Below are 26,855 nucleotides of genomic sequence, written 5' to 3'. Positions count from 1 at the left end.
ACCGGCCCGCCCGGCCCGCACACGGCCGGCGGGCGGCCACCGTCGGTCAGACCGACGGGGTGATGCGGAACGCGTCGAAGACGGAGTCCGTGTTGCGCAGGCGGTTGATCGTCGTGCGCAGCACCTTCGTGTCGCCGACCTCCACCACGAAGCGGTTGCGGACCATGGGCGGGGTCGTCGAACAGACGGCGGAGACGATGTTCACGCCCGCCTCGGCGAAGACCCGCGTGAGGTCCTCGAGCAGGCGGTGGCGGTCGTAGCCGTCAACCTGGATCTCGACCTTGAACGACTGCTGGTGCTGGCCGGCCCAGTCGACCGGCACGAACCGCTCCGGGTCCTTGCGCAGCTGCTGGGCGTTCTGACAGTCATCGCGGTGGATCGTGATGCCGCGGCCGAGCGAGACGTACCCCACGATCGGGTCGCCCGGCACGGGACGGCAGCACTTCGCCATGCGCAGCATGACGTCGCCGACGCCGTCGACGGACACGCCGTAGCTCTTGGCGGACCCCGTGGGCTGGCGGCGGACCACGTCCGGGCGAAGGAGTGCCTCGACGGGGCCGGCGGGCTCGTCGTCGGCGGCCTCCCCCTCCTTGAGGTGCTTCATCACCTTGTTGACGACGACGTGCGGCGAGACCTTGCCGCCGCCCAGGGCGATGTAGAAGTCGTCGCCCTTCCGGTAGCCCATCTCCTTGATGACGTCGGCCAACAGCGGCGAGCCGACGAGGCGCTGGGCGGGCAGCCCGGCCTTGCGCAGCTGCTCCTGCAGCAGCTCGCGGCCCAGGTGCTCGGAGTCCTCGCGGCCGGCGGCCTTGAACCACGCCTTGATCTTCGACCGGGCGCGGCTGGTCTGCGCCAGTGTCAGCCAGTCGCGGGACGGACCGCGCTCGCGGTTGGCGGTGAGGATGTCGACGATGTCGCCCGAGCGCAGCGTGTAGCTCAGCGGGACGATCTTGCCGTTGACCTTCGCGCCGACGCAGCGGTGGCCGACGTCCGTGTGGACCTCGTAGGCGAAGTCGACCGGGGTGGCGCCGCGGGAGAGCGACTTCACGTCGCCCTTCGGGGTGAAGACGTAGACCTCGTCCTCGAACAGGGCGACCTTCAGGTCGTCCATGAACTCCTGCGGGTCGTCGTTGTCCCGCGAGGTGTCCAGCATGGCCCGCAGCCACGTGAACTTGTCGCCGTCGGTCTTCGCCTCGCGCAGCGACTGCGCGGCGTCGTCGGTGCCCACCCCGGCCGTGGCCGGGTCCTGCGGCGCGCGCTGCTTGTAGATCCAGTGCGCCGCGACGCCGAACTCGGCCGTCCGCTGCATGTCGTGCGTGCGGATCTGGATCTCGAGCGGCTGGCCCTCGGGACCCACGACCGTCGTGTGCAGCGACTGGTACATGTTGGCCTTCGGCATCGCGACGAAGTCCTTGAACCGTCGCGGCAGCGGCTTCCACAGGGAGTGGATGACGCCGATGGCGCCGTAGCAGTCGTTCACCGAATCGACGACGACGCGCATCGCGGTCAGGTCGTAGATCTCGTTGAACTCGCGACCCTTGCGGGTCATCTTCTGGTAGATCGAGTAGAAGTGCTTCGCCCGGCCGGAGATCTCGGCCTCGATGCCGACGCCCTCCAGCTCGCCGCGCAGGTACTCGCCGGCCTTGGCGACGTAGCTCTCGCGCTCACCACGCTGCTGGTTGACCAGGCCCTTGATCTCCTGGTACTTGCGCGGGTGCAGCGTCGCGAACGCCAGGTCCTCGAGCTCCCACTTGATCGCGTGGATACCGAGGCGGTGGGCGATCGGCGCGTAGACCTCGAGGGTCTCCTTCGCGATCTCGAGCTGCTTCGGCCGCTTGTGCGCCTGCAGCGTACGGGCGTTGTGCAGCCGGTCGGCGAGCTTGATGAGGATGACGCGGACATCCGCCGCCATCGCGACGACCATCTTGCGGTAGTTCTCGGCCTGCGCCTCGTCGCGCGAGGTGAACTGGATGCCGTCGAGCTTCGTGACGCCGTCGACGAGCAGCCGCACGCTCGAGCCGTAGCGGGCCTCGATCTCCTCGAGCTCGGCCGCCGTGTCCTCGACCGTGTCGTGCAGGAGCGCCGCGACCACCGCGTCGGTGTCGAGGTGCATGCCCGCGCAGATCTTCGCGACCTCGACGGGGTGGGCGATGAACGGCTCCCCCGACTTGCGCCGCTGCTCGCGGTGGTGGAGGCAGGAGAACCGGAACGCGTCGTCGACCCGCTCGATGTCGATCGCCGCGCGGTCCTCCTCCGCGTGCTCCGCGATGACGGCGTGCAGGTCGGCGCGGAGCGACAGCTCCTCCGCGGTCAGCGCCTCGTCCGGCGCGCCGGCCTGCGCGGCCGTGGCGGCGTCGGGCACGGGCTGCGGCGGCGCGCCGCCGTCGGCGACGGTCTGGGCGTCCTCCGTGGAGAGGCCGATGCGGTCCCGGGAGCGCTCGTCCTGCACGGGCACGCGGCCCTGCGTCGCCTCGACGCCGGCAGCGGTGGCCCCCTGGGTCCCGGCCTCGCGCGGAGGGCTGCTCACCGAGCCGGCACCGGCCGCGGGGCTTCTCCCGTCAGCCATGCGTGACGCTCCCGGCCGCGAGCGGTCCATGCGCGAGCGGTAGGCCCGTCGTCCAGCGGCCGGACGGGGCCGTCGCCCAGGGCGACCACGCGCTCGGCGCGATCGACGACGACCGCACCCGACTCCTCGAGGACGCGGAGCAGGAGGCCGAGCCACCAGCCGCAGAGGTCCGGGTCCGAGAGGGCCCCGACGGACGTGGGGCCTTCGCTGCGGATGCGGCGGTACAGCGTCGAGGCGCCGGTCCGCAGGTCGTGTTCGCGTTGGAGCGCATCTACGGTGAATCGTAGCTCAGGGTCTCCCCATGCCCTCCAGCGTCGGACGCCCGTGAGGTCGTCGAGCCCCGCGAGGTGCGCCGGGTCGCTCGGCGGGTCGAGCGCCACGAGGTGGGCGGTCCCGTCGAGCGACCGCGGCGTGCGCGCCACGCTCCACCAGTCCGTGAGCGAGAACCCGCCGACGATCCGCCGCAGCGGCCCGATCCGCCGCTCGGCGTCGGCGACGACGACCGTGACGGGCTCCCCCGTGCCGACGAGCGCGGCGACGGCCGCCGCGGCCCCCGACCCGGAGCGGTCCTCGAAGCTCGCGCGCCATCCGCGTGCGACGGCGGTGGCCGCCGGCAGCGCGTCGGGGGCGTCGAGCACCGCGAGCGCGGCGTCGGCGCAGTCGCCGTCGAGGCGGTCGATGGGCTCGGGCGCCGGGAGCACGAGCTCGCGCACCCGCAGGCGCGGGGTGACGTTGCCGCGGAAGGCGTGGCGTTCGAGCACGTAGGTGCCCGCGATCGGCATCTGCGGGCCGTCGGGGTGCGCCGGCATCCGGTCGCGTCCGAAGGCGACCGCGGCGACGCGGACGGCGCCCGAGCGCAGCGTGAAGGCCAGGTGCGCGCCGGCGGCCCCGAGCGGCCGAACGCCCTCGGGGCGGCCCGAGGGCACGAGCAGCACGGGCTCGGGATTGCCCTCGCCGAAGGGGCCCAGGGCGGAGAGCTCGTGGGCGAGGTCCATACCGAGCTGGCTGCCGCCGACGACCGCGTCGACCTTCTCGACCTGCACCAGGGCGTCCTCGTCGAGGTGCTGCGCGGCGTAGGCGCGCAGGGCGCGGGTGAAGACGTCGAGGTCCTCCGGCTTCAGCGCCAGGCCGGCGGCGGCGCGGTGGCCGCCGTGGCGCAGCAGGTGCTCCGCGCAGGCGTCGAGGCCGGCGAGCAGGTCGAAGCCGGGCACGGAGCGCGCGGAGCCCGTCAGCTCCTCGCCGTTGCGGCCGAGGAGGATCGCGGGGCGGCCGAAGCGCTCCACGATCCGCGAGGCGACGATGCCGACCACGCCGGGGTGCCAGTCGTCGCCGGCCAGGACGTAGGCGGGCTGCTCGCCCTGGGACTTCGCCTGCGCCTCGGCCTCGTCCAGGATCCGCCGCTCGATCTCACGGCGGTCGAGGTTGGCCTTGTCCAGGCGGTCGGCCAGGCGGCGCGCCTCGGTCTCGTCGCCCGTGAGGAAGAGCTCGACGCCGACGTCGGCGTGGCCGATCCGGCCGGCCGCGTTGACCCGCGGGGCGAGGCGGAACGCGACCGACGTCGCGTCGATGTCGGCCGGCGACGTCGACGAGACGTCGAGCAGCGCGCGCAGGCCCGGACGACGGGAGTCGGCGATCGCCTGCAGGCCCTGGCGGACGATCCAGCGGTTCTCGCCCGTGAGCGGAACGACGTCGGCGACCGTCGCCAGCGCGACGAGGTCCAGGTCGACGTCGGCGTCCTGGGCGTCGTGCCCCGCGGCCTGGAGCAGCGCGCCGGCGAGGCGCCACGCGACGGCCGCCCCGCAGAGCTGCGGGTAGGGGTAGCGGCCGTCGCCGGGGTGGACGATCGGCACGTCGGGGAGCACGCCGTCGGCGCGCGGCCGGTGGTGATCCGTCACGACGAGGTCGAGGCCGAGCTCCGTGGCCAGCGCGGCCTCGTCGACCGAGGTGATCCCGCAGTCCACGGTGATGACCAGACCCGTGCCCTCGGCCGCCAGCCGGCGCACCGTGTGGGCGTTGAGCCCGTAGCCGTCCTTCACGCGGTGCGGCAGGAACCAGGACACCTCGGCACCGACCTGCCGGAGCGCACGGACGAGGACGGACGTGGCGCAGACGCCGTCGCAGTCGTAGTCGCCGTGGACGACGATCCGCGAGCCCGAGCGGGCGTGGCGCAGCACGACCGCCGCGGCCTCGTCCAGGCCGGCGAAGGCGGAGAGCGGCGGGTGCTCGTCGGCGGCGAGGAAGTGCCGCGCGGACTCCGGATCGGAGAAGCCGCGGCGGACGAGGACCTCGGCGCAGATCTGGCCCACCCCGAGCGCATCGCGCAGGGCGGCGACCTCGGCCGCGGGTGCCGGGGGGATGTCGAAGCGCACGGCCACCCATCGAGGGTAGGCCGCGGGGCGGACGGCAGTGCCGCCGCCCCGGTGCGCGCCCCGCTAGGCCTGCTGCGCGGCGGCGGACTCGCGGCGCGAGCCGACGAGCCAGAGCAGCGCCAGCGCGACCAGCGTGCCCGGGATACCGATCAGCACGGTGACGATGTCCGTCGCCTCGCGGGACGGCATGGAGAAGCCGGACAGCACGATGCCGCCGAGGACTCCGCCGATCATCGCGACGGCGAACGCGCCGACGATGCCGCCGACGAAGCGGTCGGGCACGAAGATCGTGAAGTGCCAGATCGCCAGGGAGATGAGGATCCACACCAGGATCGCCATGTCAGACCTCCGTCGTCCCGCGCGGGGCGGGGCTGTTCGTCATGGACATCATCGGGAGCCCTTCCGCTTGCCCTTGCCGGAGCGCCCGGGCTCGTCCCGGAACGTGACTTCCTCCGGTGAGAGATCGGCCGCCCGCTGCACGGGTGCGTCGGGATCCGGCGCCGCCTCGGGCTCGGGCTCGGGCTCGCGCTTGGCCTTGCCCGGCCGCTTCGGCTGCGGCACCGTGCCGGGCGCCGGGGCGTCCGCGCGGAGCGTCGCCCCCGGCGAGGTGTCGATGCCGAGCTCCTGGACCATCTGGTCGAACTCGCTCTTCGAGACGGGCTGACCGGCGACGTCGGGCTCGGTGATGCGCGAGATCGGGCGCTTGCGCGACTCCGGGTCGACCTCACGCGTGCCCCGCTCGGGGTACGGCGGGAGGACGCCGCCGTTGGCGGCCTTCAGCCGGGCGCGGCGGTTGCGGAACGCGGGGACGCGCTCCATCCACTCCGTGAGCACCGGGGCGGCGATGAACACCGACGAGTAGGCGCCGGAGATCGTGCCGATCAGCATCGCCAGCGCGAAGTCCTGCAGCGTCTCGCCGCCGAACAGCATCAGCGCCAGCGTCGGCAGGCCGACGGAGAAGGACGTGATCAGCGACCGGCCGAGCACCTCGCTCATCGAGCGGTTGACGATCTGGCTGAACGCCGCCGACGGGAGCCGCTTGAGGTTCTCGCGGATGCGGTCGAACACGATGATCGTGTCGTAGAGCGAGTAGCCGATGATCGTCAGCAGGGCCGCCACGGTCGATGCCGTGACCTCCGCCCCGGTCAGGGCGTAGATGCCCGCCGTGATCAAGAGGTCGTGGATCACCGCGATCAGGATCGGGATCGTGTACCGCAGCCCGAACCGGAACCAGATGACGAACGCGATCAGCACGAAGGACGCGATGAGCGCGATCACCGCCGTCTTGGCGACGGTCTCGCCGAACGTCGGCCCGACGGTGTTCGAGTTGATCTGGTCCGGCGACACGCCGACGCCGCGCTCGAGTGCGACGTTGACCTGCCGCTCCTGGTCCGGCGAGAGCGCCTCGGTCTGGATCTGGAAGCTCGCGCCCTGACGTGCGGCCTCGCCACGGGGCGTCACGGACGTGATCTCGGCGCGGCTCTGGCCGGCGGGCGCGAGCGCCTCGCGGACGTCCTCGACGGTGGTCCCCTCGCGGGCGGTCGCGGTGATCTGCGTGCCCGACTCGAAGTCGATGCCGAAGTTCAGGCCCTTGCCGCCGATGGCGAACGCGCCGATGGCCAGGATGATGCCCGAGGCCGCGAAGAACCAGCGGGACGCGCCGACGAAGTCGAAGCGGTGCCAGAACGGCTTGCGCGAGCGCGCGCCGAGCATGGCCGGGTGCGTGATGAGCGGCGAGCGCGACGCGAGGCCGAGGATGGCCTGCGTCAGCAGCACCGCGGTGAACATCGACACGATGACGCCGATGCCGAGGTTGAAGGCGAAGCCCTTCACGCCGGCGGTCGCGACGAGGAACAGGACGAACGCGACGAGGAACGTGATGACGTTGCCGTCGATGATCGCCGAGAGGCCCTTGCGGTAGCCGTCCTTGATGGCTCGCGGAACGGATCTCCCGTCCTGCAGCTCGTCCTTGACGCGCTCGAAGATGACGATGTTCGCGTCGGCCGCGACGGCGATCGTGAGGATCAGACCGGCGATGCCCGGCAGCGTCAGGACGATCGGCACCATCTTCACGATCGCCAGGAAGAAGACCGTGTAGACGCCGAGGCCGATGACGGCGATGACGCCGAGGAAGCGGTAGAAGCCGACGAGGAACAGCGCGACGATGCCGAAGCCGACGACGCCGGCCAGCAGGCCCTCGTTCAGCGCCTCCTGGCCCAGGGTCGCGGAGACCTGCTGAGAGGAGATGACGTCGAGGCGCAGCGGCAGCGAGCCGGACTTCAGGAGGTCGGCCAGGTTCTTGGCCTGCTGGAAGGTGAAGGAGCCCTCGATCTGCGAGCCGCCGGCGCCGCCGATGCCGTCCGGGTTGTCCTCGAAGTCGATCGTCGGCGACGAGACCGCCTGCTGGTCGAGAACGATCGTGAAGTGGTTGTTGCAGCGGATCCCGCGCTGCTGGCGGGTCTCCCCCTGCTGCGGCAGGCAGTTGTCGGCGCCGCGACGGGCGATCTCGGCCGTCGTGTCCTTCCACTTCTTGCGGCCCTCGCTCGTGAAGTCGAACGTGACGATCGGGCCGCCGCCAGGCGTCTGCGAGACGCTCTGGGCCGGGTCCTTGATGTCCTTGCCCTGCAGCGCCGGACGGTCACGGATGACGAACCACTTGTCGCCGGCGGGAATCGACTCGCCGGCCTGGTTCACGTCGGCCGCGGCCTGGATGACCCGGTAGCCCTTGGGCACCTTCACGAAGCGCTCGCCGGGACGCGGCTCCTTGTCGGCGGTGAGCAGCGGCGCGAGCTTGCGGTCGGCCTTCAGGTCCTCGACCGTCGTACCCGGGGAGGCGTTCAGGACCTTCTTCTGCTTGTCGTTGACCAGGAACCACTGGTCGCCGAGCGGCGGAAGGGTGCCGGGCGGGTTGTCCGTCGGCTGCAGGTCCTTCGCCCGCATGATCGCTTCGTACTTCGTGAGCGCGATGGTGCTGCCGCGCTCGGCGCCGCCGACGCCGGTGCCGGTGCCGGTGACCTCCGGGTCGGTCGGATCCGTCTTGCCGTTCTCGCCGACGACGACCGCTTCCCAGTCGTAGAAGCGCAGCTCGGCGGTCGTGCCGACGCGGCGCTCGGCCTCGGCCGTGTTCGTGATCGCCGGCAGGGAGACCACGATCTGGTCCGTGCCGGACTTCTGGATCTCGGCCTCGCCGACGCCGAAGGCGTTGACGCGGTCCTGCATCACGTCGATCGTGCGCTGGATCGCGTCGTCCGTGACGGCCTCGCCCGAGGTCGGGCTCACCTGGTAGATGAGCTGAACGCCACCCTGGAGGTCTAGGCCCCTCTGCGTCGGCTTGCTCACCAACACGTACACCGACGCGATGACGAGCGCTGCGACGAACAGCAGGATGAAGGAGTTGCGGCGACGATCGGTCATAGCGCGACGGCAAGCGTACCCGTCGACCGGACGGATCGAGCCGCGGCCCTGTGACGTCGGTCCGGAGACAGGAACGCGTGCGTCCCCGGAGCAGCGGGTACTGAGCTCTCCTTCAGGCGTCGTTCAGGGGCCTGGAGCCTCGAGCCCCAGGTGCTCGAACGCCAGCGGGGTGGCCGTACGGCCCCGCGGTGTGCGCTGCAACAGGCCCTGCTGCAGCAGGTAGGGCTCGTACACGTCCTCGATCGTGTCGGCCTCCTCGCCCACCGCCGCCGACAGCGTGGCGAGGCCCACGGGCCCGCCGGCGAACATCGCGCAGATGCAGCGCAGGATCTCGCGGTCGAGCCGGTCGAGGCCCAGCGCGTCGACGCCGAGCAGGTCGAGCGCCGCGGCCGCCGCCTCGCCCGTCACCGTGCCGCCGGTGCGCACCTCGACGTAGTCGCGCACGCGGCGCAGCAGGCGGTTGGCCACGCGCGGCGTGCCGCGGGCGCGGCGGGCGACCATGCGGGCGCCGTCGTCCTCGACCTCGAGACCCAGAAGGCCGGCGGAGCGGTGGACGATCGACACCAGGTCGTCCAGCCCGTAGGGCTCGAGCCGCTGCTGCAGGCCGAAGCGGTCGCGCAGCGGGCGGGACAGCAGGCCCGCGCGGGTGGTGGCGCCGACGAGCGTGAAGGGCGGCAGGTCGAGCGTGACGACCCGTGCCCCGATGCCCTGGCCGATCGTCACCGGCAGCTGCCGGTCCTCCATCGCCGGGTAGAGCGTCTCCTCCAGCGCCTTCGGCAGCCGGTGCAGCTCGTCGACGAAGAAGACGCTGCCGGGCTCGAGCGCCGTCAGGAGCGCGGCGACGTCGGCCTTGCGCTCCAAGGACGGGCCGGCGGTCGGCACGAAGGGCGCGTTCATCTCCTCCGCCAGGATGCGCGCCAGGGAGGTCTTGCCGAGGCCCGGGGGGCCCGCGAGGAGCACGTGCTCGAGCGCGTCGCCGCGGCCGCGGGCCGCGTCGACGGCGATCGCGAGCTGCTCGGCGACGTGCCGCTGGCCGACGAACTCGTCGAGGCTGCGCGGACGCAGCGAGAGGTCCTCGGCCTCCTCCTCGCCGGAGAGCAGGGCGGGCTCCGGGAGCCGGCCGGCGTCGGCGTCGCCCGCGTCGGGGGTGCGGATGCCGGAGCCGAAGGGGTGGCCGATCGGGTCGGGCTCGTGCTCCTCGCGCGGCTCGTCCCCGTCGCCCGGGCGCCGGCCGCGGCCCCAGGCGCTCACCGGCGGGACCGCCGCAGGGCGTCGGCGATGATCTCGGCGGCCGTCTCGCCGTGGGCGACGGCCAGCAGCGTGTCGACCTCGTCCGGGGCCAGGCCCAGGCCGAGCAGGCCGTCGCGGGCCTCGTCCGTGGGCGTGGCGGTGACGACGGAGCGCGCCGCCTTGCCCGTGCCCGTGGTGCCGACCGGGGCGCGGCCCGCGAGCTTGTCCTGCAGCTCGGAGACGATGCGCTCGGCGGTGCGCTTGCCGACGCCGGGGACCCCCTGGAGCCGCTTGGCGTCGCCGCCGGCGATGCTCGTCGCGACGTCGTCCGGGCCGCCCATCGACAGCACGGCCAGCGCGAGCTTCGGGCCGACGGCCTGCACGGTCAGCAGCAGGTGGAAGAGATCGCGCTCGGGCTCGGAGCCGAAGCCGAAGAGGGTCATGGCGTCCTCGCGCACGGCGAGGTGGCAGAGCAGCGTGACCTCCTCCCCCGCGGGCGGCAGGGCGGCGAGGGTGGTGTTCGAGCAGTTCAGGACGTACCCGACGCCGCCCGAGGTCAGCAGCACGACGCTGTCCGCCCGGTGCTCGTGGACGGCGCCCCGCAGGAGGGCGATCACGCCGGGACCGCCGCGCGGAACGGCGCGTGGTTGGCGTGGCAGATGGCGGCGGCCAGCGCGTCGGCGGCGTGGTCGGGCCGCGGCGGCTCGGCCAGCCGCAGGAGCGCCTGCACCATGCGCTGGACCTGCGCCTTGTCGGCGCTGCCCGAGCCGCAGACCGCGCCCTTGATCTGCTGCGGCGTGTAGTCGAGGCAGACCACGCCGCGCTGGGCGGCCGCGAGCAGCACGACGCCGCGCGCCTGGCCGACGACGAGCGCACTCGACACGTTCTTGCCGAAGTACAGGGACTCCATCGCCAGCGCCACGGGTCGGTGGTGGTCGATGAGCTGGCAGACCGCGTCGTGGATGCGCTGGAGGCGCTCGCCGAGCTCGGTGCCGGCGGCCGTCGCGATGACGCCGCCGTCGAGCGCGACCATGCCGCCACCGCGTCGTTGGACGACGCCGTAGCCGGTGTTGGCCAGGCCGGGATCGATGCCGAGGACGGTCACCACACCGCCATTCTGCGCGGAGGGCCGGACGCCTTCCCACGAACAGCTGTTCGTGTCGACCGGGATCGGGCGCGGGGTCATCCGCCCGCGCGCCGGTGTGCGGCGTCCACGATCGCGTCGGCGACGTCGCGGCGGAAGCGTCCGGCGTCGTGCAGGAGCGCGGTCGCGCGGCCCCCGTCGCGCAGCCGGCTGCGCAGCTCGGGGTCCGTCTGGAGCCGGCGGACGGTCGCGGCGAGGGCGTCGGTGTCCCCGGGCGGCACGAGGAGCGCGTCCCGGCCGTCACGGAGCGCCGCGGGGTAGCCGTCGACGTCCGCGGCGATCACGGGAACGCCGTGGGCCATCGCGTGCAGGACCGCGAGGCCCGTCCCGCCGGGCAGCGTCGAGGGGAAGATCGCGACGTCGTGGCCCTCGAGCAGGTCGCGCAGCGCGGCCGGATCGACCCGGCCCGAGAGGGTGAGCCGTGGCCCGACGCCGGACTCGTCGGCCCGCTCCCGCAGCGCGCGGGCGACGGCCGGCTCCGCCTCGCCCGCGAGCGTCATGCGGAACGCCGGTCCGAGCACCGCCGCCGCGGCGATCACCCGGTCGGCGCCCGAGCGCGGGTCGAGCCGCCCCAGGCCGAGCAGGCGCCCGCGCCACAGGGGCGCCGGCGGAAGCTCGTCCGGCACGTCGACGCCGACGGGCACCACGCGGGCGTCCGCGGGGACGGCGCGGACCCGGCGCAGCTCGTCGGCGAGCGCGGCGGCGGTGACGAGCACGGTGCCCTCCGGGCGCCGGGGCCGGTCGCTGCCGAGCCGCCGCGCCAGCGCGCCACGCGCCGGCCCGAGCGGGCGGATCCCGCGGGCGAAGCGGTCGAACTGCGGACCGAACACGGGCCAGCGGTCGTGGACGACGTGCACGGCCGGCAGCCCCGCGGTGCGCACGGCACCGAGCAGGGAGAGGCTCATGCCCCCCATCGCCCAGAAGGCGACGACGTCGGGCCGGTGCTCCTCGAGGTGCCGGTGCAGCACGCGGTGGTTGTGACGCTCGAGGGCCAGGACGGCGCCGGGCGTCATGCGCGGGAAGGCGTGGTCGCGCCAGTACGAGCGCAGCTCGCGGTGGACGTCGGGCGGCTCGACCGACCCGCGGTGCCGGGCGTCGGGCTCCTCATGGTCCGTGGCGAGCACCCGCAGGTCGATCCCGCGGGCGCGCAGCTCCTCGTCGACCTCGCGGTGGAGGAGCTCGTACCCGCCGAGGTGGTGCGGCGGGTACAGGCTCGAGATCGCGAGGACCCGCAGGCCCGCGAGGTCTCCCCGCCCGGTGCCGTCCGGGACGGCGCCCGGGTCGGGGGTCGGCATTCAGCCGAAGACGCGCTCGAGGACGTCGTCGGAGACGTCGAAGTTCGCGTGGACCTCGGAGACGTCGTCGTGCTCGTCGAGGGAGTCGATGAGCTTGGAGAGCTTCTCCGCGGCCTCCTCGTCCAGCGGCGTGCGGACCGTCGGGCGGTAGACCTGCTGGGCGCTCTCGTACTCGATGCCGGCGGCGTCCAGCGCCTCGCGCACGGCGGTGAGGGCTGTGGGCTCCGTGATGATCTCGAAGGTGCCGTCGTCCTCCTCGATGTCGTCGGCGCCGGCCTCGACCGCGACCATCAGGTCGTCCTCGCCGTGCTTCTCGCCGTCGACCACGACGACGCCCTTCTTGTCGAAGAGGTACGCGACGGAGCCGGGCTCGCCGAGGCTCCCCCCGGACTTCGAGAAGAGGTGGCGCACGTCGGCGCCGGTGCGGTTGCGGTTGTCCGTCAGGGCCTCGACCAGCACGGCCACGCCGCCGGGGCCGTAGCCCTCGTACATCACGTTCTCGTAGGACGCTGCGTCTGCGCCGGCGCCGGTGCCCTTGTCGATCGCCCGCTGGATGTTGTCCTTGGGCATGGACGCGTCCTTGGCCTTCTGGACGGCCAGGGCGAGGGCCGGGTTGCCGACGATGTCACCGCCGCCCTCCTTCGCCGCGATGGTGATGTGCCGGCTCAGCTTCGTGAACGCCTGGCCGCGGCGTGAGTCGACGATCGCCTTCTTGTGCTTGATGCTGGCCCATTTGGAGTGCCCGGACATGGATCCAGGGTAGCGAGGGCCGGGGCGTCCGCGGCGGCGGAGCACCGCGACGCAGTCGGGCGGGGGCCCGCGGGCGGTCAGGCCGCGATCGCGTCCGGGTGCGCGCGGTACCAGGCGATGGTGCGGGCGATGCCGTCGTCGAGGTCCACCCGCGGCGACCAGCCCGTCGCCTGCGTGAGCTTGCTGCCGTCGACGTACTGCCGGTCGATCTCGGCGGACGGGACGCCCGTGCCGCGGACGTCGGGCTGCAGCGCCACGCCGGACACGCGGACGACGGCGTCGATGACGGAGCGGACGCTGTGCGGGCGGCCGCCGCCGGCGTTGAACGCCTCGCCCCGCGCCTGCGGGGCCGCGCCGGACTCCAGGCCCTCGTCGGCGTCGAGCGCGTCGCAGATCGCGAGGTACGCGTCGACCGCATCCTCGACGTAGAGGAAGTCGCGCTCGGGCGAGCCGTCCGAGCGGATGACCGGGGCGCGCCCGCGCAGGACCGCGGCGATCGCCTCGGGCAGCAGCCGCGAGCGGTTGAGGTCGCCGCCGCCGTAGATGTTGGCCAGGCGCGTCGTCGCCACCGGCACCCCGTAGGTGTGCCAGTAGGAGCGGGCGATGAGGTCGGTCGCGGCCTTCGAGACGTCGTACGGGAACCGCGGCTGCAGCGGCATGTCCTCCGTGTAGGGCAGCGTGTCGTGCGTGCCGTAGGCCTTGTCGGACGCGGCGACGACGACCCGGCGGACGCCTTGGGTGCGGCAGGCGTCCATGAGCAGCCACGTGCCGCGGACGTTCGCCTCGAACGTCGGCACGGGCGAGCGGCGGGCGGTGCCGACGATGGTCTGCGCCGCGAGGTGGAAGACGGTGTCGCACTCGTGCTCGCCGATGGCCCGCTCCATCAGGCCGGGGTCGAGCAGGTCGCCGCGCACGACGGTGCAGCGGGCCTCGAGGCCCTCCAGCGCGAGCATCGAGGCGGGCACCTCGTCGCGGCGCAGCACCGTGACGGCGGCGCCGCGCTCGAGGAGGGCCTTGACGAGCCACGCGCCGAGCATGCCGTAGGCCCCGGTGACGAAGGCCGACCGACCGCGCATGGACTCCCCGAAGACCGTCATCGGCGGGCATCCTGCCACGTCGCCGCCCCCGCCCGCGGGCGGCACCGGCCTCAACGGGCGCCCGCGGAGACGGCGGACCAGGGCGCCTCGCCGGCCTCCCACAGGTCGTTCAGGCGGCGCGCGTCCTTGTAGGTGTCCATGCACGCCCAGAAGCCGTCGTGGCGGTGGCTGTGCAGGCGCCCGGCGGCGGCGAGCCGCTCGAACGGCTCGCGCTCGAGGGCGGTGTCCTCCGTGAGCACGTCGAAGACGTCGGGCTCCAGCCGCATGAACCCGCCGTTGATCCAGTGCATGGACCGCGGCTTCTCGCGGAACCCCTGCACCTCGCCGTCCCCGGCCAACTCGACGATCCCGAACTGCAGCTCGGGACGGACGACGGTGATCGTCGCCGCCCGGCCCCCGCGCCGGTGGGCGTCCTCGAGCTCGGCCAGGCGCACGTCGGCCAGGCCGTCGCCGTAGGTGAGGTGGAACGGTTCGCCGTCCAGGCGCTCGCGGAGGGCGAGGACGCGGCCGCCCGTCTCCGTGTCCTCCCCCGTGTCGACGCACGAGACCGTCACGCCGTCCGGCCACGTGATGGCGTCGACGGCGGCGGACAGCAGGTCGGCGTGCCAGCCCGCGGCGAGCAGGAACCGACGCTGGCCCTGCGCGGCGTAGAGCCCGACGATGTGCTCGACGATCGGCCGGCCGCCGACCTCGACGAGCGGCTTCGGCAGCGTCTGCCCGGCCCCCAGGCGCGTCCCGCGCCCCCCGCAGAGGATCACGACGGGCAGTTCGGGGGGCGGTGCGAGGTCCGGCACGCCGGCGAGTCTATGGCCCCCCGGGCCCCTCCCGGGTGGCCCGAGCCCCGCCGCAGTCCTGTGCGGTTCGGCCCGAGACGCTCGGGACGGGGCCCGGCCCCCTCTCCCTACATCATGCGCTCGCCGGGGCGGACGAACTGGATCTCCGGGACGCAGCACGCCGGGGAGACCTTGAGCAGGAACCGCACGGACTCCGCGATGTCGGCGGGGGTCATCATCGAGGTGGCCTCGACGCTCTCCTTCGCGAAGTCCGTCATCGGCGTGTCGACGAAGCCCGGGCAGAGCGCCGTGGACTTGATGCCCTCGGCCGAGAGCTCGCGGTGCATGGACTCCGTCCAGTTCACGACGCCGGCCTTCGTGGCGGCGTAGACGGAGAGCCACGCCTCGCCGAACTTCGCGGTGATCGACGCGGTGTTGACGACGAGCGCGCTCTGGTGCTCGCGGCCCGCCTCGCGCAGCAGGTCCATCGCCTCGCGGTAGAAGAGCATCGTCGAGCGCAGGTTCACGCCGAGCTGCATGTCGAGGTACTTCGTCTGGATCTCGGCGACGGGGGCGCCGATGCCGACGCCCGCGTTGTTGACGAGGACGTCGAGCCGGCCGTACCGCTCGCGGTGCTCCGCGACGACGCGCTTCACCTCGTCCTCGTCCTGCAGCTTCGCGGCGACGTGGTGGACGGTGAAGCCCTCCTCGCGCAGCTCGTTGGCGGCGGTCTCGAGCTTCTCCGGCCGGCGGGCGGCGAGGGTGAGGGCGTAGCCCTCCTCCCCCAGCACGCGGGCGATGGCGAGGCCGATGCCGCTCGAGGCTCCGGTGACGATGGCGGCGCGTTGGGTCATGTGGGGACTCCTCGTTGGGGTTCTCGGGTGCTCGCCGGTCGCCCGGCGCGCTCAGGATCGCAGGCCGGACGCAGGCCCGCGGACGATTCGTGCGGTGCGGGCTCAACCGCCGCGGCGGCGGCGCATCGCGCCCCAGCCGTTCTCGAGCAGCAGGCCGGCGGCGGCGCGCCAGGCGCCCTCGTCCGTCCGCGGCTCGCGGCCGGCGCCCATGTGGCGCAGCTGGCGGGTGTGCCAGTACAGGTCGACGGCGCTGTCGAGCTTGGGCACGCCGATCCGCCGCTCGCCGACCACGACCCGCTCGACGGTGCCGTCCAGCAGGCCCTTCGGCGCGTCGGGGTCGACCGCGAGGGGCCGACCCAGCCCGACGATGTCGCAGGCGCCGGTGCTCACGGCGTCGGCCATCGCCGCCGCGGTGCGGAACCCGCCCGTCACCATCAGCGGCGTGTCCGGCACCCGCTCCCGCAGGCGCTCGGCGTAGCTCAGGAAGTACGCCTCGCGCTGGACGGTCGAGGCCTTCGCGCCCCGGTCGCCCTCCATCATCGCCGGGCGCTCGTACGTGCCGCCCGAGACCTCGATGAGGTCGAGGTCCTCGCCGGCGAGCGCCTCGAGGACGGCCATGGACTCGTCCTCGTCGAACCCGCCGCGCTGGAAGTCGGCCGAGTTGAGCTTGATCGCCACGGCGGTGCCCGGCTTGACGGCGCCGCGGATCGCGCGGACGACCTCGAGCACGAACCGACGGCGGCGCTCGGCGTCGCCGCCCCACTCGTCGTCGCGAACGTTGGCCAGCGGCGAGAGGAACTGCGAGACGAGGTACCCGTGGGCGGCGTGGAGCTGGATGCCCGCGAAGCCGGCATGGCTCAGCACCTGCGCCGTACGCGCGAAGCGGCCGATGAGGTCCCGGATCTCGTCCGGCGTCAGCGCCCGCGGCGTGACGTAGCCGGGGATCCTCGGGGCCACCGCGCTCGGGGCGACGGGCCGGGCGGAGCCGGCGAGCCACAGCGCCTGGCGCCCGGGGTGGTTGACCTGCGCCCACGCCTGGCCGCCGCCCGAACTCGCGGCGTCCGCCCACGCGCTCAGCAGCCCGGCGTGGCGGTCGTCCTCGACCACGACGTTCCGCGGCTCGCCGAGCTGGCGGCGGTCGACCATCACGTTGCCCGTCACGAGCAGGCCAGCGCCACCCTGCGCCCACCGGCGGTATAGGCGGACGAGCTGCGGCGTCGGCGCGTTGCGGCGGTCGCCGAGCTGCTCGCTCAGGGCCGACTTCGCCAGTCGGTTGGGCAGGGCCTGCCCGCCCGGCAGGGTGAGCGGCGAGCCGAGGGCGAGACGGGGCGGGGCGGTGGCGTCGGGCATGGGTGCTCCGGGGTCCCGGGCGCCGTCCGGCGCCCGCGCGGCCGACCCTACCCGACGTAGGAAGGACCGGTCCGGTCAGCGGCGGCCGCGCAGCCGGCGGTGCAGCCGGCGGTGCAGCCGCCGGATGCCCTCGCGGCCGAGCTCCCGCGCGAGCTGACGCGGCGGGTGGCGCACAGGGCCCACGCGGACGGCGCCCCGGGTCTGCTCCCACGCGCGCTGGTCCGCCTGCAGCCGCGGCAGGCCCCGCTCCCGCAGGACGTCGAGGGAGCCGCCACGGATCCCGACGGCGAAGGCCCGGCTGGGGTTCCCGGGGTCACCGACGCCCTGGACCCAGACGTCGTCGAACGGCGCGAGCAGCCCCCGGAAGCCCTCCGGCGTGAAGCGGAGGCGGTCGTCGGAACGGCCCGGGGTCCCGAACCGCACCCCGCACGAGAGGAGGCAGACGCCGCCGCGGGGGCGCAGGACCCGGTGGAGCTCACGCACGGCGGTGACGGGGTCGGCGCAGTGCTCGAGGGTGTCGAGGCAGACCGCCGTACCGACCCGGCCGTCCGCGATCCGCAGCGCCTGCAGGTCCTCGACGCGGTCGACGCCGGGCCCGGGACGCAGGTCGGTCCCGACGAACGGGCGGCCGGGGAAGAACCGGCGCAGGTCGCCGTCCGGGTCCGGCTCGGCCTGCAGGACCCCGAACGCGACGACCGGATCGGGCGTCGGGACCACCGCGAGCACGTCGGAGAGGAACTCGCGGGTGATCGGCTGCGCCATCGGCGGCGAGTCTACGGGGCCGTTCCCGGCGGACCGCCCCGGCCGCAACGGGGCGGCGGGGCGCTCAGCGGCTCCGCGACGGGACCGGCACCCGCTGCCGCAGGACGGTCGCGCCCGTACGGTCGGCGACGACGACGGACAGCGCCCGCCGGCCGTGCAACAGCCGGCGGGGCACGAGCACGCGGTTCGCGCGGGCCGACACGGGGCGCCGGCCGCCACGGACGGTCAGCCGGATCCCGACCGGCGAGCGGCGGACGGACACCGTGGCGCCGCGGCCGCCCCACCGCACGCGGAGGGTCGGCGACGGGATGGTCGGCATCGTCACCGGCTGCTGGACGGCATCGAGGCGCAGGACGGGCCGGGGCGGGGCCGGCAGCAGGTCGGCGCGGCCGACGCGGCGCAGCACCTCGGCCTGGTCGAGCACGCCGCCCGGCAGGCCCGTCAGCGCCGCCCGGCGCCCCGCGGCGTCGAGGCCCGGGGCGTACGTGCGCAGGGCCGCGAGCATCGCGGCGACCTGGGGGGCGGCGACGGAGGAGCCGCTCACGGGGGCGAACTGCCCCGGGCCGCCGGAGGGCAGCCAGGTCGGACAGGCCTGCGCGCCGACCGTCACCTGCGGGCCGGTCGACGCGAACGGGCAGCGGGCGCCGGACGCGTCGACCGCGTCGACGACCACGGCGAGGTCGCCCAGCGAGACGGCCGGGTAGACCGGGGGTCCGGGCGTGTTGCCCGCGGCCACCACCACGTCGCGGCCCTGGGCCACGGCGCGGCCGACGGCCTCGCGCATGAGGCCCTCCCACGCCGGACCGGGGTGTGGGCCGCCGATGGAGATGTTGATGACGCTGGCGCCGAGCTCGCCGCAGCGGTCGACCGCCGCGATCTGGTGGCGGATCTCGCTCAGGCCGTTCGTCGTCGCGCGGACGGACGCGATGCGGGCCTGCGGCCAGACGGCGAGCGCCGCCTCGGCCACGAGGGTGCCGTGGGCGACCGAGGCGTCCTCGAGGCCCGGGGCGTCCGTGACGCTCGAACGGGCGACGACGCGGCCGCTCGTCGCGGGCCCGTCCTGCACGCCGCCGTCGACGACGCAGACGATCGGGGCATCCGGGCCGGCGGCCGGCGCGGACGTCAGCGGTCCCGGTGCGGGTTGCCCGACGACGACCGCCCCGCGGGCATGGGCGGGCCCCGCGGCCTGGGCCCCGGCGGGCAGCACGGTCGCGGACGCGGCCACGGCGGCGCAAGCCGCAGCGGCGCGCGCCCAAGCGCGGCTAGGGTGGTGGGCGGACAACGGGAGCTCTCTCTCCTGAGTCCGACCCCCGCGGGTGTTGCAGCACCCCCGAGGACCGTTCGTGGTTCGGACGGCGGTGGGTGTCGGTTCCAGCCGGCACCCACCAGTTGTTGTTGGGGGAATCTCTCCCCTGGGGCCGTCATCGGCCAAACGGCCTCGGTCTTGACCTCGCTGGACCCCTACGCGCGTCCAGACCGCACCCAGGCCGGGTGGACACGCGCTGGACACCCACCGCGTCCGCGGGCGCGCACACCGTCTTCACGCGGGTGGGGCGCGGCGCGACGTAGGATGCGCGCGATGAGCGTCCCGAGCGGAATCTTCAAGGCCTACGACGTCCGCGGGATCGCGGGCGAGGAGATCGACGCCGCCGTCGCGCACCGCATCGGGCGCGCGTTCGCGCGGGTCATCGCCGACCTCTCCGGCAAGGACGTGACCGACGTCCACGTCGCCGTGGGTCGCGACATGCGCCTCTCCGCCCCCGAGCTCCTGCGGGCCTACCGCGACGGCATCGTGCTCGAGGGCGCGGCCGTCACCGACATCGGGCAGGTCGGGTCCGAGATGCTCTACTGGCTCGTCGGCACGCGCGGCCTCGACGGCGGCCTGATGTGCACCGCCTCGCACAACCCGAAGGCCTACACGGGCGCGAAGCTCGTGGAGAAGGGCGCCCTCGCGCTCTCCGGCGAGCGCGGCATCGGCGAGATCCGCGACCTCGCCCAGAGCGAGGAGACGGACCCCGACCGCCCGGGCGCGGAGACCCCGGGCCTGGTGCTCGAGGAGGACGTCTACGACGCCTTCCAGCAGTCCGCCATCGAGTTCATCGACCCGGCGAAGATCAAGCCGCTGAAGGTCGTCGTCGACGGCGGCAACGGCATGGCGGGTCCGATGATCGGGCCGATCCTGAAGCACCTGGGCCTCGACCTCGTCGAGACGTACTGGACGCCGGACGGCAACTTCCCCGACCACGAGCCCAACCCGCTCCTGCCGGAGAACCGCCAGTTCATCATCGACAAGGTCCGCGAGACCGGCGCGGACCTGGGGATCGCGTGGGACGGCGACGCGGACCGCTGCTTCTTCATCGACGACGAGGGCCGCTTCGTCGACGGCGACTTCCTCACCGCCCTGCTCGCCGAGTCGCTCGTGCAGAAGGCCCGTGAGGGCGGCAACGACGCCCCGGCGATCCTCTACGACTGCCGCGCCTCCCGCGCCGTGGCCGACGTGGTCGAGGCCGCCGGTGGCCGCGCGCTGATCAACCGGGTCGGCCACGCGTTCTTCAAGACGCGGATGCCGCAGGAGGGCGCGATCTTCGGCGGCGAGGTCTCGGGCCACTACTACTTCGAGAAGTTCTCGAACGCCGACTCCGGCACCCTCCCGGCGCTCCTGATCCTCGAGCTGCTGTCCGTGACGGGCGAGAAGCTCTCCTCCCTCGTCGGGCGCTTCCACGAGCGGTACTTCATCTCGGGCGAGATCAACTCGACGGTCGAGGACGCCGACGCGCGGATGGCCGAGATCGAGGAGCGCTACGCCGCCCAGGGCGCGACGATCACCCACGTCGACGGCGTCTCGGTGGACTACGACGACTGGCACTTCAACGTGCGCAAGTCCAACACCGAGCCGCTTCTGCGCCTCTGCCTCGAGTCGCTCGTGTCCGTGGAGGACATGGAGCGCCGGCGCGACGAGGTCCTCGGCCTCATCCGCGGCTAGGACCGCAGGGACGCGGCCGCCGGTCCGCCCGGCGGCCGGCCCCCGCCTGCGTCACGCCCCGCGCCCCGGGCCCGGGGGCACCGCCCGCGACCGCCGGTAGGACGGCCGGAGCGCGCGGTGGTGCACGTGCTTAGATGGTCGCCGTGGTCCGCCGTCCTCGCCCCGCGACCCCCGCCGGCCGCTGATCCCGCGGGATCGTCCATCGCCGTCGCCGGTGCGCCCGTGACCCCGCCCGTCGCCCTGCCTCCCGCCGGCGACCCCGTCTCGACGGCCGCGTTCGTCGCCCGGCACGGCGGCCGCGTCGTGGCCTACCTCGACGAGGTCACGACCCCGGAGCGCGCCCTGCGCGGCGCCGGCGAGGCCTTCGCCGCCCTGCGGGTGCGTCTCGCTTCGCCCCACCAGGACGACGACGCCGTCGGCCGCGCCCTGCTGTCCGCCACGCGCTCCGCGGCGACCCGGCACGCCGGTCGGGGACTGCCGGCCGGCGACGCGCCGGACGCGGTGGCGCACTTCCTCGTCGCCCGTCACACCGGCCGCCTGGACCCCGACGACGAGGCCCGCCTGGACGCTCTCCTCCGCGACTCCCCCGCCGCCCGCGAGCTCGCCGCCGGCTTCGACCGCGCCGAGCGCGGCTACGCCCGCGACCACCAGGCGCCGCTGACCGGCACCGAGGTCGGCGTCATCGCCACCGCCATGGCCCTCGCGGCAGCCCCCACCGCGCCCGCCGGCCCCGACGCGGCCGTCCGGCGCACCGCCATTCCCGCCCCACCGACGCTGCCGCTCCTCGACGCGGACGCCGAGACCCGTCGGCCGGCCGACGGGGCGGCCGACGGCGCCGACCCGGAGCCCGCACCCGCAGCCAACGGTGCCGGGCCGGCGGCGGCAGGCCCCGTTCCCCCGGGCCCCCCGGGCCCCCCGGGCCCCCCGGAGGATCCCTCCGGCCCCGAGTCGCTGGGCTACCTCGTGCCCCACCCCGGGCTGCCGCGGCCCGAGCGCCGCCCGGCCCCGCCCCGTCGGCGGCGCCGGCGGACGCTCGCCCGGACGGACGCCAGCCATGGGCGCGGGCCGACGGCCACGGTGTCGGGCGCCCCCGGCGACGCCCCGGTGCCGGCCGAGGGCGCGCCCACGCCGATCGGGGACGCGGCCGCGCTGGCCGTCGGAGCACCGCCGACTCCGTCGGCCGGCGCCGTGCCCGTGGTCGCCCGACCGTCGCAGGGTGTGCTCCAGAGCGCCGTCGTCCGCCAGCTCGGCGTGCCGGCGCTGCTGCTGCTCGCGGTCGCGATCGTCGCGCTCGTCGCCGCCGGCGCCTTCAGCGGCGAGCGCGACGGGGGCGCGCCGTCCGTACCGCGTCCGACGATCCCCACCGTGCCGGATGACCCCCGGGCCATCCCGCCCCTGCCGTAGCCGCCGCGGTGCCGGAGGCCCGCTCCCGCGTGGCTAGGCCTCGCGGGCGGCCCGTACCCGGGTGACGAACGCGTCGTGGATCCGACCGTCGTCCGTCAGCTCGGGGTGGAAGGCATAGCCCTCGATGGCGCCGGAGCGCACCCCCACGACGGCGTCGTCCACGCGCGCCGTCACCTCGACGGGCGGCTGCACCTCGACGACCTTCGGGGCGCGGATGAAGACGCCGCGGTGCGGTCCGCCCTCGACGCCGGCAACGTCGAGTTCTCCCTCGAAGGAGCGGATCTGCCGGCCGAACGCGTTGCGCTCGCAGAGGATCGGCAGCACGTCGAGGTGCTCGCGGTCCAGCAGGATCAGCCCGGCGCAGGTCGCCATGACGGGCCGCCCGGACGCGGCGAAGTCGCGCAGGGGGTCCTCGAGCCCCTCGCGGCGGATGCCCAGGGTCATCGTGGTGCTCTCGCCCCCGGGCAGGACCAGGGCGTCGAGGCCCTCGAGGCCCTCGGGCGTGCGGACCTCGCGGACCTCCGCGCCGTGCGCCCGCAGGTGGGCGGCGTGCTCGAGCACACCGCCCTGCAGGGCCAGGACGCCGACGGTGGGCGCTACCACCCGCGGCTGGCGAGGAGCTGGTCCTCGCCGAGCTTGCGGGCCTCGAGGCTGTCCATCGCGCGACCGAGGCCCTTCGAGGCCTCCATGACCTTGACGGGGTCCCGGAAGTGCGTCGTCGCCATCACGACGCGCTCGGCCCGGCGCTGCGGGTCCTCGGACTTGAAGATGCCGGAGCCGACGAAGACCGACTCGGCACCGAGCTGCATCATCAGCGCGGCGTCGGCCGGCGTCGCGATGCCGCCGGCGGAGAACAGCGGCACGGGCAGCTTGCCGTGCGCGGCGACCCAGCGCACGAGCTCGAGCGGGGCCTGGTGGTTCTTCGCCGCCGTGGCGAGCTCGCCGCCGTCCATGCCCGCGAGCCGCTTGATGTCGCCGCGGATGGAGCGGATGTGACGGACGGCCTCGACGACGTCGCCGGTGCCGGCCTCGCCCTTGGAGCGGATCATGCACGCGCCCTCGGCGATGCGGCGCAGGGCCTCGCCCAGGTTCGTGGCGCCGCAGACGAACGGGACCTCGAACTCCCACTTGTCGATGTGGTTGGCCTCGTCGGCGGGCGTGAGGACCTCGGACTCGTCGATGTAGTCCACCTCGAGCGCCTGGAGCACCTGCGCCTCGACGAAGTGGCCGATGCGGGCCTTCGCCATCACCGGGATGGAGACGGCCGCCTGGATCTCGACGATCATCTGCGGGTCGCTCATCCGGGCGACGCCCCCGTCGCGGCGGATGTCGGAGGGGACGCGCTCGAGCGCCATGACCGCCGTCGCGCCCGCGGCCTCGGCGATCTTCGCCTGCTCCGGGTCGATGACGTCCATGATGACGCCCCCGCGGAGCATCTCCGCCAGGCCGGTCTTCACACGGGGTGTTGATTCGTCGCGCATCGCGACGATTCTCGCAGAGCGCCGCCCCCGGCCCGGGCGTCGTTCCGTCGCCTGGTGGACCGGTCGGGCGTACGCCGCGTACGCCCCTACTTCAGGCGGTAGGCGCGGATGCGGTCGGCGCGGGCGCCGTCGTTGGCGTAGACGCCCTGCGCCATCGCCTGCAGGAGGGAGAGCAGTGCGACGTGCGAGCGCACGAAGGACGGGCTGTTGCTCGAGTAGAAGAGGCTGTGCTGCGCGAGCTTCGCAGCCTCGGAGAGGGTCGCGTCGGTGATCGCGATCGTCTTCGCGCGGCGGTGGCGCGCGAGCTGCAGGGAGCGGACGACGAGCGGGTGCGCGCGGCCGGCGGTGATGCCGATCAGCACGGCGTTCTCGTCGAGGCGCGCCAGGCGGGCGCGGCCCTCCTGTGCGTGGCTGGCCACGATGTCGGTCGGGATCCCGAGCAGCATCAGCAGGTGCCGGAAGTACGTGCCGAAGTAGGCGACCTGGTCGGCGGCCACGATGATCACGCGGTCGGCCTTGCCGATGTCGTTCACCGCCGCCTCGAGGACCGAGCGGGAGACGCGCCGGGCGGTCTCCTCCACCGCGAGGTGGTCGGCCGCGATCGAGGCCTCACCCGGGCTCTGGTCGAGCCCGAACAGCGGCTCGGTCTCGCTCCCGGCACCGCCGGTACCCCGGGCCTCGACCCGGCGACGGTACTCGTCGCGCGCCGCGTCCTGCAGGTCGGGGAAGCCGTGGAAGCCGAGGGCCTGGCTGAACCGCACGACCGTGGAGCTGGACGTGTTCGCCCGCCGCGCCAGCTCCTCGGCCGTCTGGAAGGCCACCTCGTCGAGATGATCGACGATGTACTGGGCCACGTCCTTCTGGGACCGTGAGAAATCGTCGAATCGCGACTGGATGTACTCCGTGAGCGTCTGGTGATCGACGATCGGGGCGAGTGCCGTCGGGGAAGAGGAGGACGTGCGCTTCATGGGCGATGACAGGTTCGTCCGGCCCGCCCCGATTCCTTCCCACGAGCTGGCGGATGTGGCGAGACGCCCGTCCGCCCCCGCCTCTGGCAGGCTTCCCACCCGGCGCGCCCGCGAGGGCCGTCGGGCCGGTAGCTCAATGGTCAGAGCCGCGAACTCATAATTCGTCCGATGCGGGTTCGAGTCCCGCCCGGCCCATCACGAACGGTGCCCCGCGGCGCCCCCCATCCGTCCAGCCGGCTGCACCGACGGACGGGCGCGTACCGCCGAACGCTACCGCGCCCCTCCATCGACCACGGTGATGGCGGCTTCGGCGGCCACGTTGGACGCGAGGTCGAGCTGCGCCCCCTCAGGACCCCACCACACGACCACACGACCCACGGCGCTGCCCGTCGTGCTCGTGCACCACTTGGGGTTCGGCGACCACGTGGCCGCGGCACCATTCGCACCGCGCACGTCGACGTCCTTCGACCGTTCGCATCCCGTCGGCGGCCGACCGCGAAGCTCCGAGGGCGACCGGAGTGAAATGCGATAGAAGCTGCCGGCTGGCGGGTCGGCCAGGCCCGTGACGGCGATCGTGAGCGTCGCCGTCGACGCGAACGTCCCGCCGGGCCCGTCGTTCACCGTCAGGCGAAGCGACTCCGGCGCCGGGGGCGGCGCGGGCGGGGCAGCCGGCGGGGGCGGCGGCGCAGGGCTGGCGCCGGGCGAGGGCGCCGGGCTGGGGGCCGGGCTCGGCGCCGGCGTGGTCTCCGGGGCCGGCTTTCGGGAGCGACACCGCTTCAGCGACCGCCGCGCTGCGCCGAGGAGCCGCTGCGTCCGCGCCTTGCCTCGCTTGGTGGTCGCGGTCTTGTACCGCTTCTTGAGCCGGGCCACCGTCTTCGACCGGACGGCGCAGCGATCGACCTTGACCGCCGCCGGGACGGTCGAAGCGGGGCTGCCGCCCGACAGAGCAAGCTGCGCCGGGGCCGACGGCAGCTGGCCGGCCGCAGCTGGCCCCGCGAGGGTCGCGACGGGGGCGAGGAGTCCGAGCGCCACGAGGACGACGGCAAGGGATGGACGCTTCATGTGCCCGGGAGAATCGCACGTCGATCAGTCCCCTCGTGTGTGCATGGCCGTATCGATGGCACGGGCCAGCGCCGCCCTCGCCGCGCGGAGCGGCGTCAGATCCGTCGCCGCCGTGGGATTCCGCCGCGGAGCCGCTGTACACGGCATTCCCGGGTCGCCGAAGCCGCCAGCGGGTGGCGACCGGGCACCTCCGACCCGCCGCAGGAGGAGGTCGATCGCGCGTGCCTCGACGTCGATGGCGTCGAGCATCCTGCGCCGCATCGCGGCCGCCCGATCGAGTGCGTCGCGCTCGTTGCGTCGCGCGGTCGCGAAGGTCGCATCAAGCTCGACCGCAACCTCCGCCAAGCACTCCAGCAGACGCTCGTACTCGGCCAGGTCCGGCTCCTCGGCCGACGCTCGGCCTGTTGCCGGGGCCCTCTCCCATGACGCCCCGGGCGGTTCCGGCTGGGGACCACTCCCTCTCTCAGCCGGGCCGTCGGGCAGCACCACGCGGAGTCGCGGGTGAGCCGACCACCGCCAGCCGCCGCGGGCCGGCCACAGCTCGCAGCCGGCCGTCGGCTGAGGTACCGCGTCGCGGGTGACGCGCAGGCGCCGGTGCTCGAGGTCCACGTCGGGTGCGTCTGCCGCATGGTGAACGAGCAGCGCGCGGAACCGGGAATCGACACCGGCCCCTTGGACGAGCCGGCGACCAGCGAGCCCGAGGTCGTGCGGGTGGTCGAGGACGACCAACCGCCCCCGTCCCGCGGGCAGTCGCCCCGCCGCGCCGAGCAGACCGCGCCCGTCGCGCACCTCGCACAGGCCGGGCAGCGCACGGAGGGCGGCGGGCAGGACCCGGCGCCTCGGGTTGACGACGACGAGCGGGTCCGCCGAGGCCGGTGCGGCGATTGCGGCAGCGAGCGTGACCACGGTCGGCATCGCGTCCTCACCGGCGACGATCCGGGCGCCGCCCCCGCACCCCGTCGACACGAGCAGGGGCACGAACACCGCCGCGGTGGGCTCCGCGTGCCTCCGGACGCAGACCGTGCCGACCGGCACGACGACGCCCCCACCCCGAATTCCCATTGCTGCCTGCACCACAGACCGCAGATCGCGAGCGAGCGTCGCGGCCTGGTCCAGCGCTCGCACGCGAGCAGCCGCCTCCAGGCGCCCGGCTGCGGCGCGGGCCTCCTGCGTGGTGCGGCGCCCGTGCTCGGCCACGCGCAACCGGGCGACCGCCACCGCGTCCTCCGCTCGCCGCACCGCCGCCCCCAACGGATCGCCCGGGGCCTCGGGCGCGCGAGGCGACGAGCCGTCCGCCCGGCGGAACACGCTTTGCGTATCCGGTGCCGCCCATGGCGACTGGCCTCCTCCACA

The 26,855-nt window shown here is 74.3% G+C and carries 22 protein-coding genes and 1 tRNA gene; 3 read left to right on the top strand and 20 right to left on the bottom strand.

Features of this window, described 5'->3' with window-relative positions:
• Nucleotides 1-46 precede the first annotated feature (46 nt).
• From F593_RS24180 to F593_RS0110395, 15 genes are all read right to left on the bottom strand, one after another.
• Nucleotides 47-2,527: a RelA/SpoT family protein gene (locus F593_RS24180; protein ID WP_022928702.1), complete on the bottom strand. Its 2,481-nt coding sequence runs from the start codon at nt 2,525-2,527 to the stop codon at nt 47-49.
• Nucleotides 2,524-4,941, bottom strand: coding sequence for a single-stranded-DNA-specific exonuclease RecJ (recJ, locus tag F593_RS28155; protein WP_022928701.1), 2,418 nt, complete (start codon nt 4,939-4,941; stop codon nt 2,524-2,526). Before recJ ends, F593_RS24180 begins: the two co-directional genes overlap by 4 nt.
• A 57-nt stretch (nt 4,942-4,998) precedes the next feature.
• The gene (locus tag F593_RS0110455) at nt 4,999-5,274 is read right to left on the bottom strand and encodes a hypothetical protein (protein ID WP_022928700.1); all 276 of its coding nucleotides are present in this window, start codon (nt 5,272-5,274) and stop codon (nt 4,999-5,001) included.
• 48 nt (nt 5,275-5,322) lie between these two features.
• On the bottom strand, nt 5,323-8,349 hold the full coding sequence (locus F593_RS0110450; RefSeq protein ID WP_022928699.1) for a protein translocase subunit SecDF: 3,027 nt from the start codon (nt 8,347-8,349) through the stop codon (nt 5,323-5,325).
• Between the two features lie 123 nt (nt 8,350-8,472).
• Nucleotides 8,473-9,450 (bottom strand): Holliday junction branch migration DNA helicase RuvB, encoded by a 978-nt coding sequence (gene ruvB / locus F593_RS0110445; protein WP_028721599.1) that lies wholly within the window; start codon nt 9,448-9,450, stop codon nt 8,473-8,475.
• Nucleotides 9,451-9,596: 146 nt separating this feature from the next.
• The gene (ruvA, locus tag F593_RS0110440) at nt 9,597-10,196 is read right to left on the bottom strand and encodes a Holliday junction branch migration protein RuvA (protein ID WP_022928697.1); all 600 of its coding nucleotides are present in this window, start codon (nt 10,194-10,196) and stop codon (nt 9,597-9,599) included.
• Nucleotides 10,193-10,684, bottom strand: coding sequence for a crossover junction endodeoxyribonuclease RuvC (gene ruvC / locus F593_RS0110435; RefSeq protein WP_028721598.1), 492 nt, complete (start codon nt 10,682-10,684; stop codon nt 10,193-10,195). Before ruvC ends, ruvA begins: the two co-directional genes overlap by 4 nt.
• 77 nt (nt 10,685-10,761) lie before the next feature.
• Nucleotides 10,762-12,018 carry a glycosyltransferase gene (locus tag F593_RS24170; protein ID WP_022928695.1) on the bottom strand — a complete coding sequence of 419 codons (1,257 nt, stop codon included), beginning with the start codon at nt 12,016-12,018 and terminating at the stop codon, nt 10,762-10,764.
• Nucleotides 12,019-12,768 carry a YebC/PmpR family DNA-binding transcriptional regulator gene (locus F593_RS0110425; RefSeq protein WP_022928694.1) on the bottom strand — a complete coding sequence of 250 codons (750 nt, stop codon included), beginning with the start codon at nt 12,766-12,768 and terminating at the stop codon, nt 12,019-12,021. It abuts the gene before it with no gap.
• Between the two features lie 77 nt (nt 12,769-12,845).
• Nucleotides 12,846-13,865: an NAD-dependent epimerase/dehydratase family protein gene (locus tag F593_RS0110420; protein ID WP_022928693.1), complete on the bottom strand. Its 1,020-nt coding sequence runs from the start codon at nt 13,863-13,865 to the stop codon at nt 12,846-12,848.
• 50 nt (nt 13,866-13,915) lie between these two features.
• Nucleotides 13,916-14,659, bottom strand: a complete 744-nt coding sequence (locus tag F593_RS0110415) for a sugar phosphate nucleotidyltransferase (RefSeq protein ID WP_022928692.1) — start codon at nt 14,657-14,659, stop codon at nt 13,916-13,918.
• Nucleotides 14,660-14,766: 107 nt separating this feature from the next.
• Entirely contained in the window at nt 14,767-15,492 is a 726-nt protein-coding gene (locus F593_RS0110410; RefSeq protein WP_022928691.1) for an SDR family NAD(P)-dependent oxidoreductase, read from the bottom strand.
• A gap of 102 nt (nt 15,493-15,594) precedes the next feature.
• Nucleotides 15,595-16,842, bottom strand: coding sequence for an NADH:flavin oxidoreductase/NADH oxidase family protein (locus F593_RS0110405; protein WP_022928690.1), 1,248 nt, complete (start codon nt 16,840-16,842; stop codon nt 15,595-15,597).
• Between the two features lie 75 nt (nt 16,843-16,917).
• Nucleotides 16,918-17,604: a methyltransferase domain-containing protein gene (locus F593_RS28150; protein ID WP_022928689.1), complete on the bottom strand. Its 687-nt coding sequence runs from the start codon at nt 17,602-17,604 to the stop codon at nt 16,918-16,920.
• 64 nt (nt 17,605-17,668) lie between these two features.
• The gene (locus F593_RS0110395) at nt 17,669-18,829 is read right to left on the bottom strand and encodes a S8 family peptidase (RefSeq protein WP_022928688.1); all 1,161 of its coding nucleotides are present in this window, start codon (nt 18,827-18,829) and stop codon (nt 17,669-17,671) included.
• Between the two features lie 354 nt (nt 18,830-19,183).
• Here F593_RS0110395 and F593_RS0110390 point away from each other — a divergent pair, with 354 nt between their 5' ends.
• Entirely contained in the window at nt 19,184-20,587 is a 1,404-nt protein-coding gene (locus F593_RS0110390; RefSeq protein ID WP_022928687.1) for a phosphomannomutase/phosphoglucomutase, read from the top strand.
• A 222-nt stretch (nt 20,588-20,809) separates the two neighbouring features.
• A complete protein-coding gene (locus tag F593_RS0110385) occupies nt 20,810-21,991 on the top strand; it encodes a hypothetical protein (RefSeq protein ID WP_022928686.1) in 1,182 nt (393 codons plus the stop codon).
• Between the two features lie 33 nt (nt 21,992-22,024).
• Here the strand turns inward: F593_RS0110385 and pdxT are convergent, their stop codons facing one another.
• From pdxT to F593_RS0110370, 3 genes are all read right to left on the bottom strand, one after another.
• Entirely contained in the window at nt 22,025-22,594 is a 570-nt protein-coding gene (gene pdxT / locus F593_RS0110380) for a pyridoxal 5'-phosphate synthase glutaminase subunit PdxT (RefSeq protein WP_022928685.1), read from the bottom strand.
• Nucleotides 22,588-23,472, bottom strand: coding sequence for a pyridoxal 5'-phosphate synthase lyase subunit PdxS (gene pdxS, locus F593_RS0110375; RefSeq protein ID WP_022928684.1), 885 nt, complete (start codon nt 23,470-23,472; stop codon nt 22,588-22,590). Before pdxS ends, pdxT begins: the two co-directional genes overlap by 7 nt.
• A gap of 86 nt (nt 23,473-23,558) precedes the next feature.
• Nucleotides 23,559-24,440, bottom strand: a complete 882-nt coding sequence (locus F593_RS0110370) for a MurR/RpiR family transcriptional regulator (RefSeq protein ID WP_022928683.1) — start codon at nt 24,438-24,440, stop codon at nt 23,559-23,561.
• A gap of 122 nt (nt 24,441-24,562) precedes the next feature.
• On the opposite strand from F593_RS0110370, the gene F593_RS0110365 reads away from it, so the two are divergent.
• A tRNA-Ile gene (locus tag F593_RS0110365) sits at nt 24,563-24,635 on the top strand.
• A 75-nt stretch (nt 24,636-24,710) separates the two neighbouring features.
• Here F593_RS0110365 and F593_RS0110360 read toward each other — a convergent pair.
• Complete coding sequence (locus tag F593_RS0110360; RefSeq protein WP_022928682.1) at nt 24,711-25,502, bottom strand: hypothetical protein; 792 nt, start codon at nt 25,500-25,502, stop codon at nt 24,711-24,713.
• 24 nt (nt 25,503-25,526) lie between these two features.
• Entirely contained in the window at nt 25,527-26,810 is a 1,284-nt protein-coding gene (locus F593_RS0110355; RefSeq protein WP_022928681.1) for a hypothetical protein, read from the bottom strand.
• Nucleotides 26,811-26,855: the final 45 nt, after the last annotated feature.

Source organism: Patulibacter americanus DSM 16676, from assembly GCF_000420025.1.
Taxonomy (GTDB): Bacteria; Actinomycetota; Thermoleophilia; order Solirubrobacterales; family Solirubrobacteraceae; genus Patulibacter; species Patulibacter americanus.
This window is presented reverse-complemented; position numbering and strand designations above follow the sequence as displayed.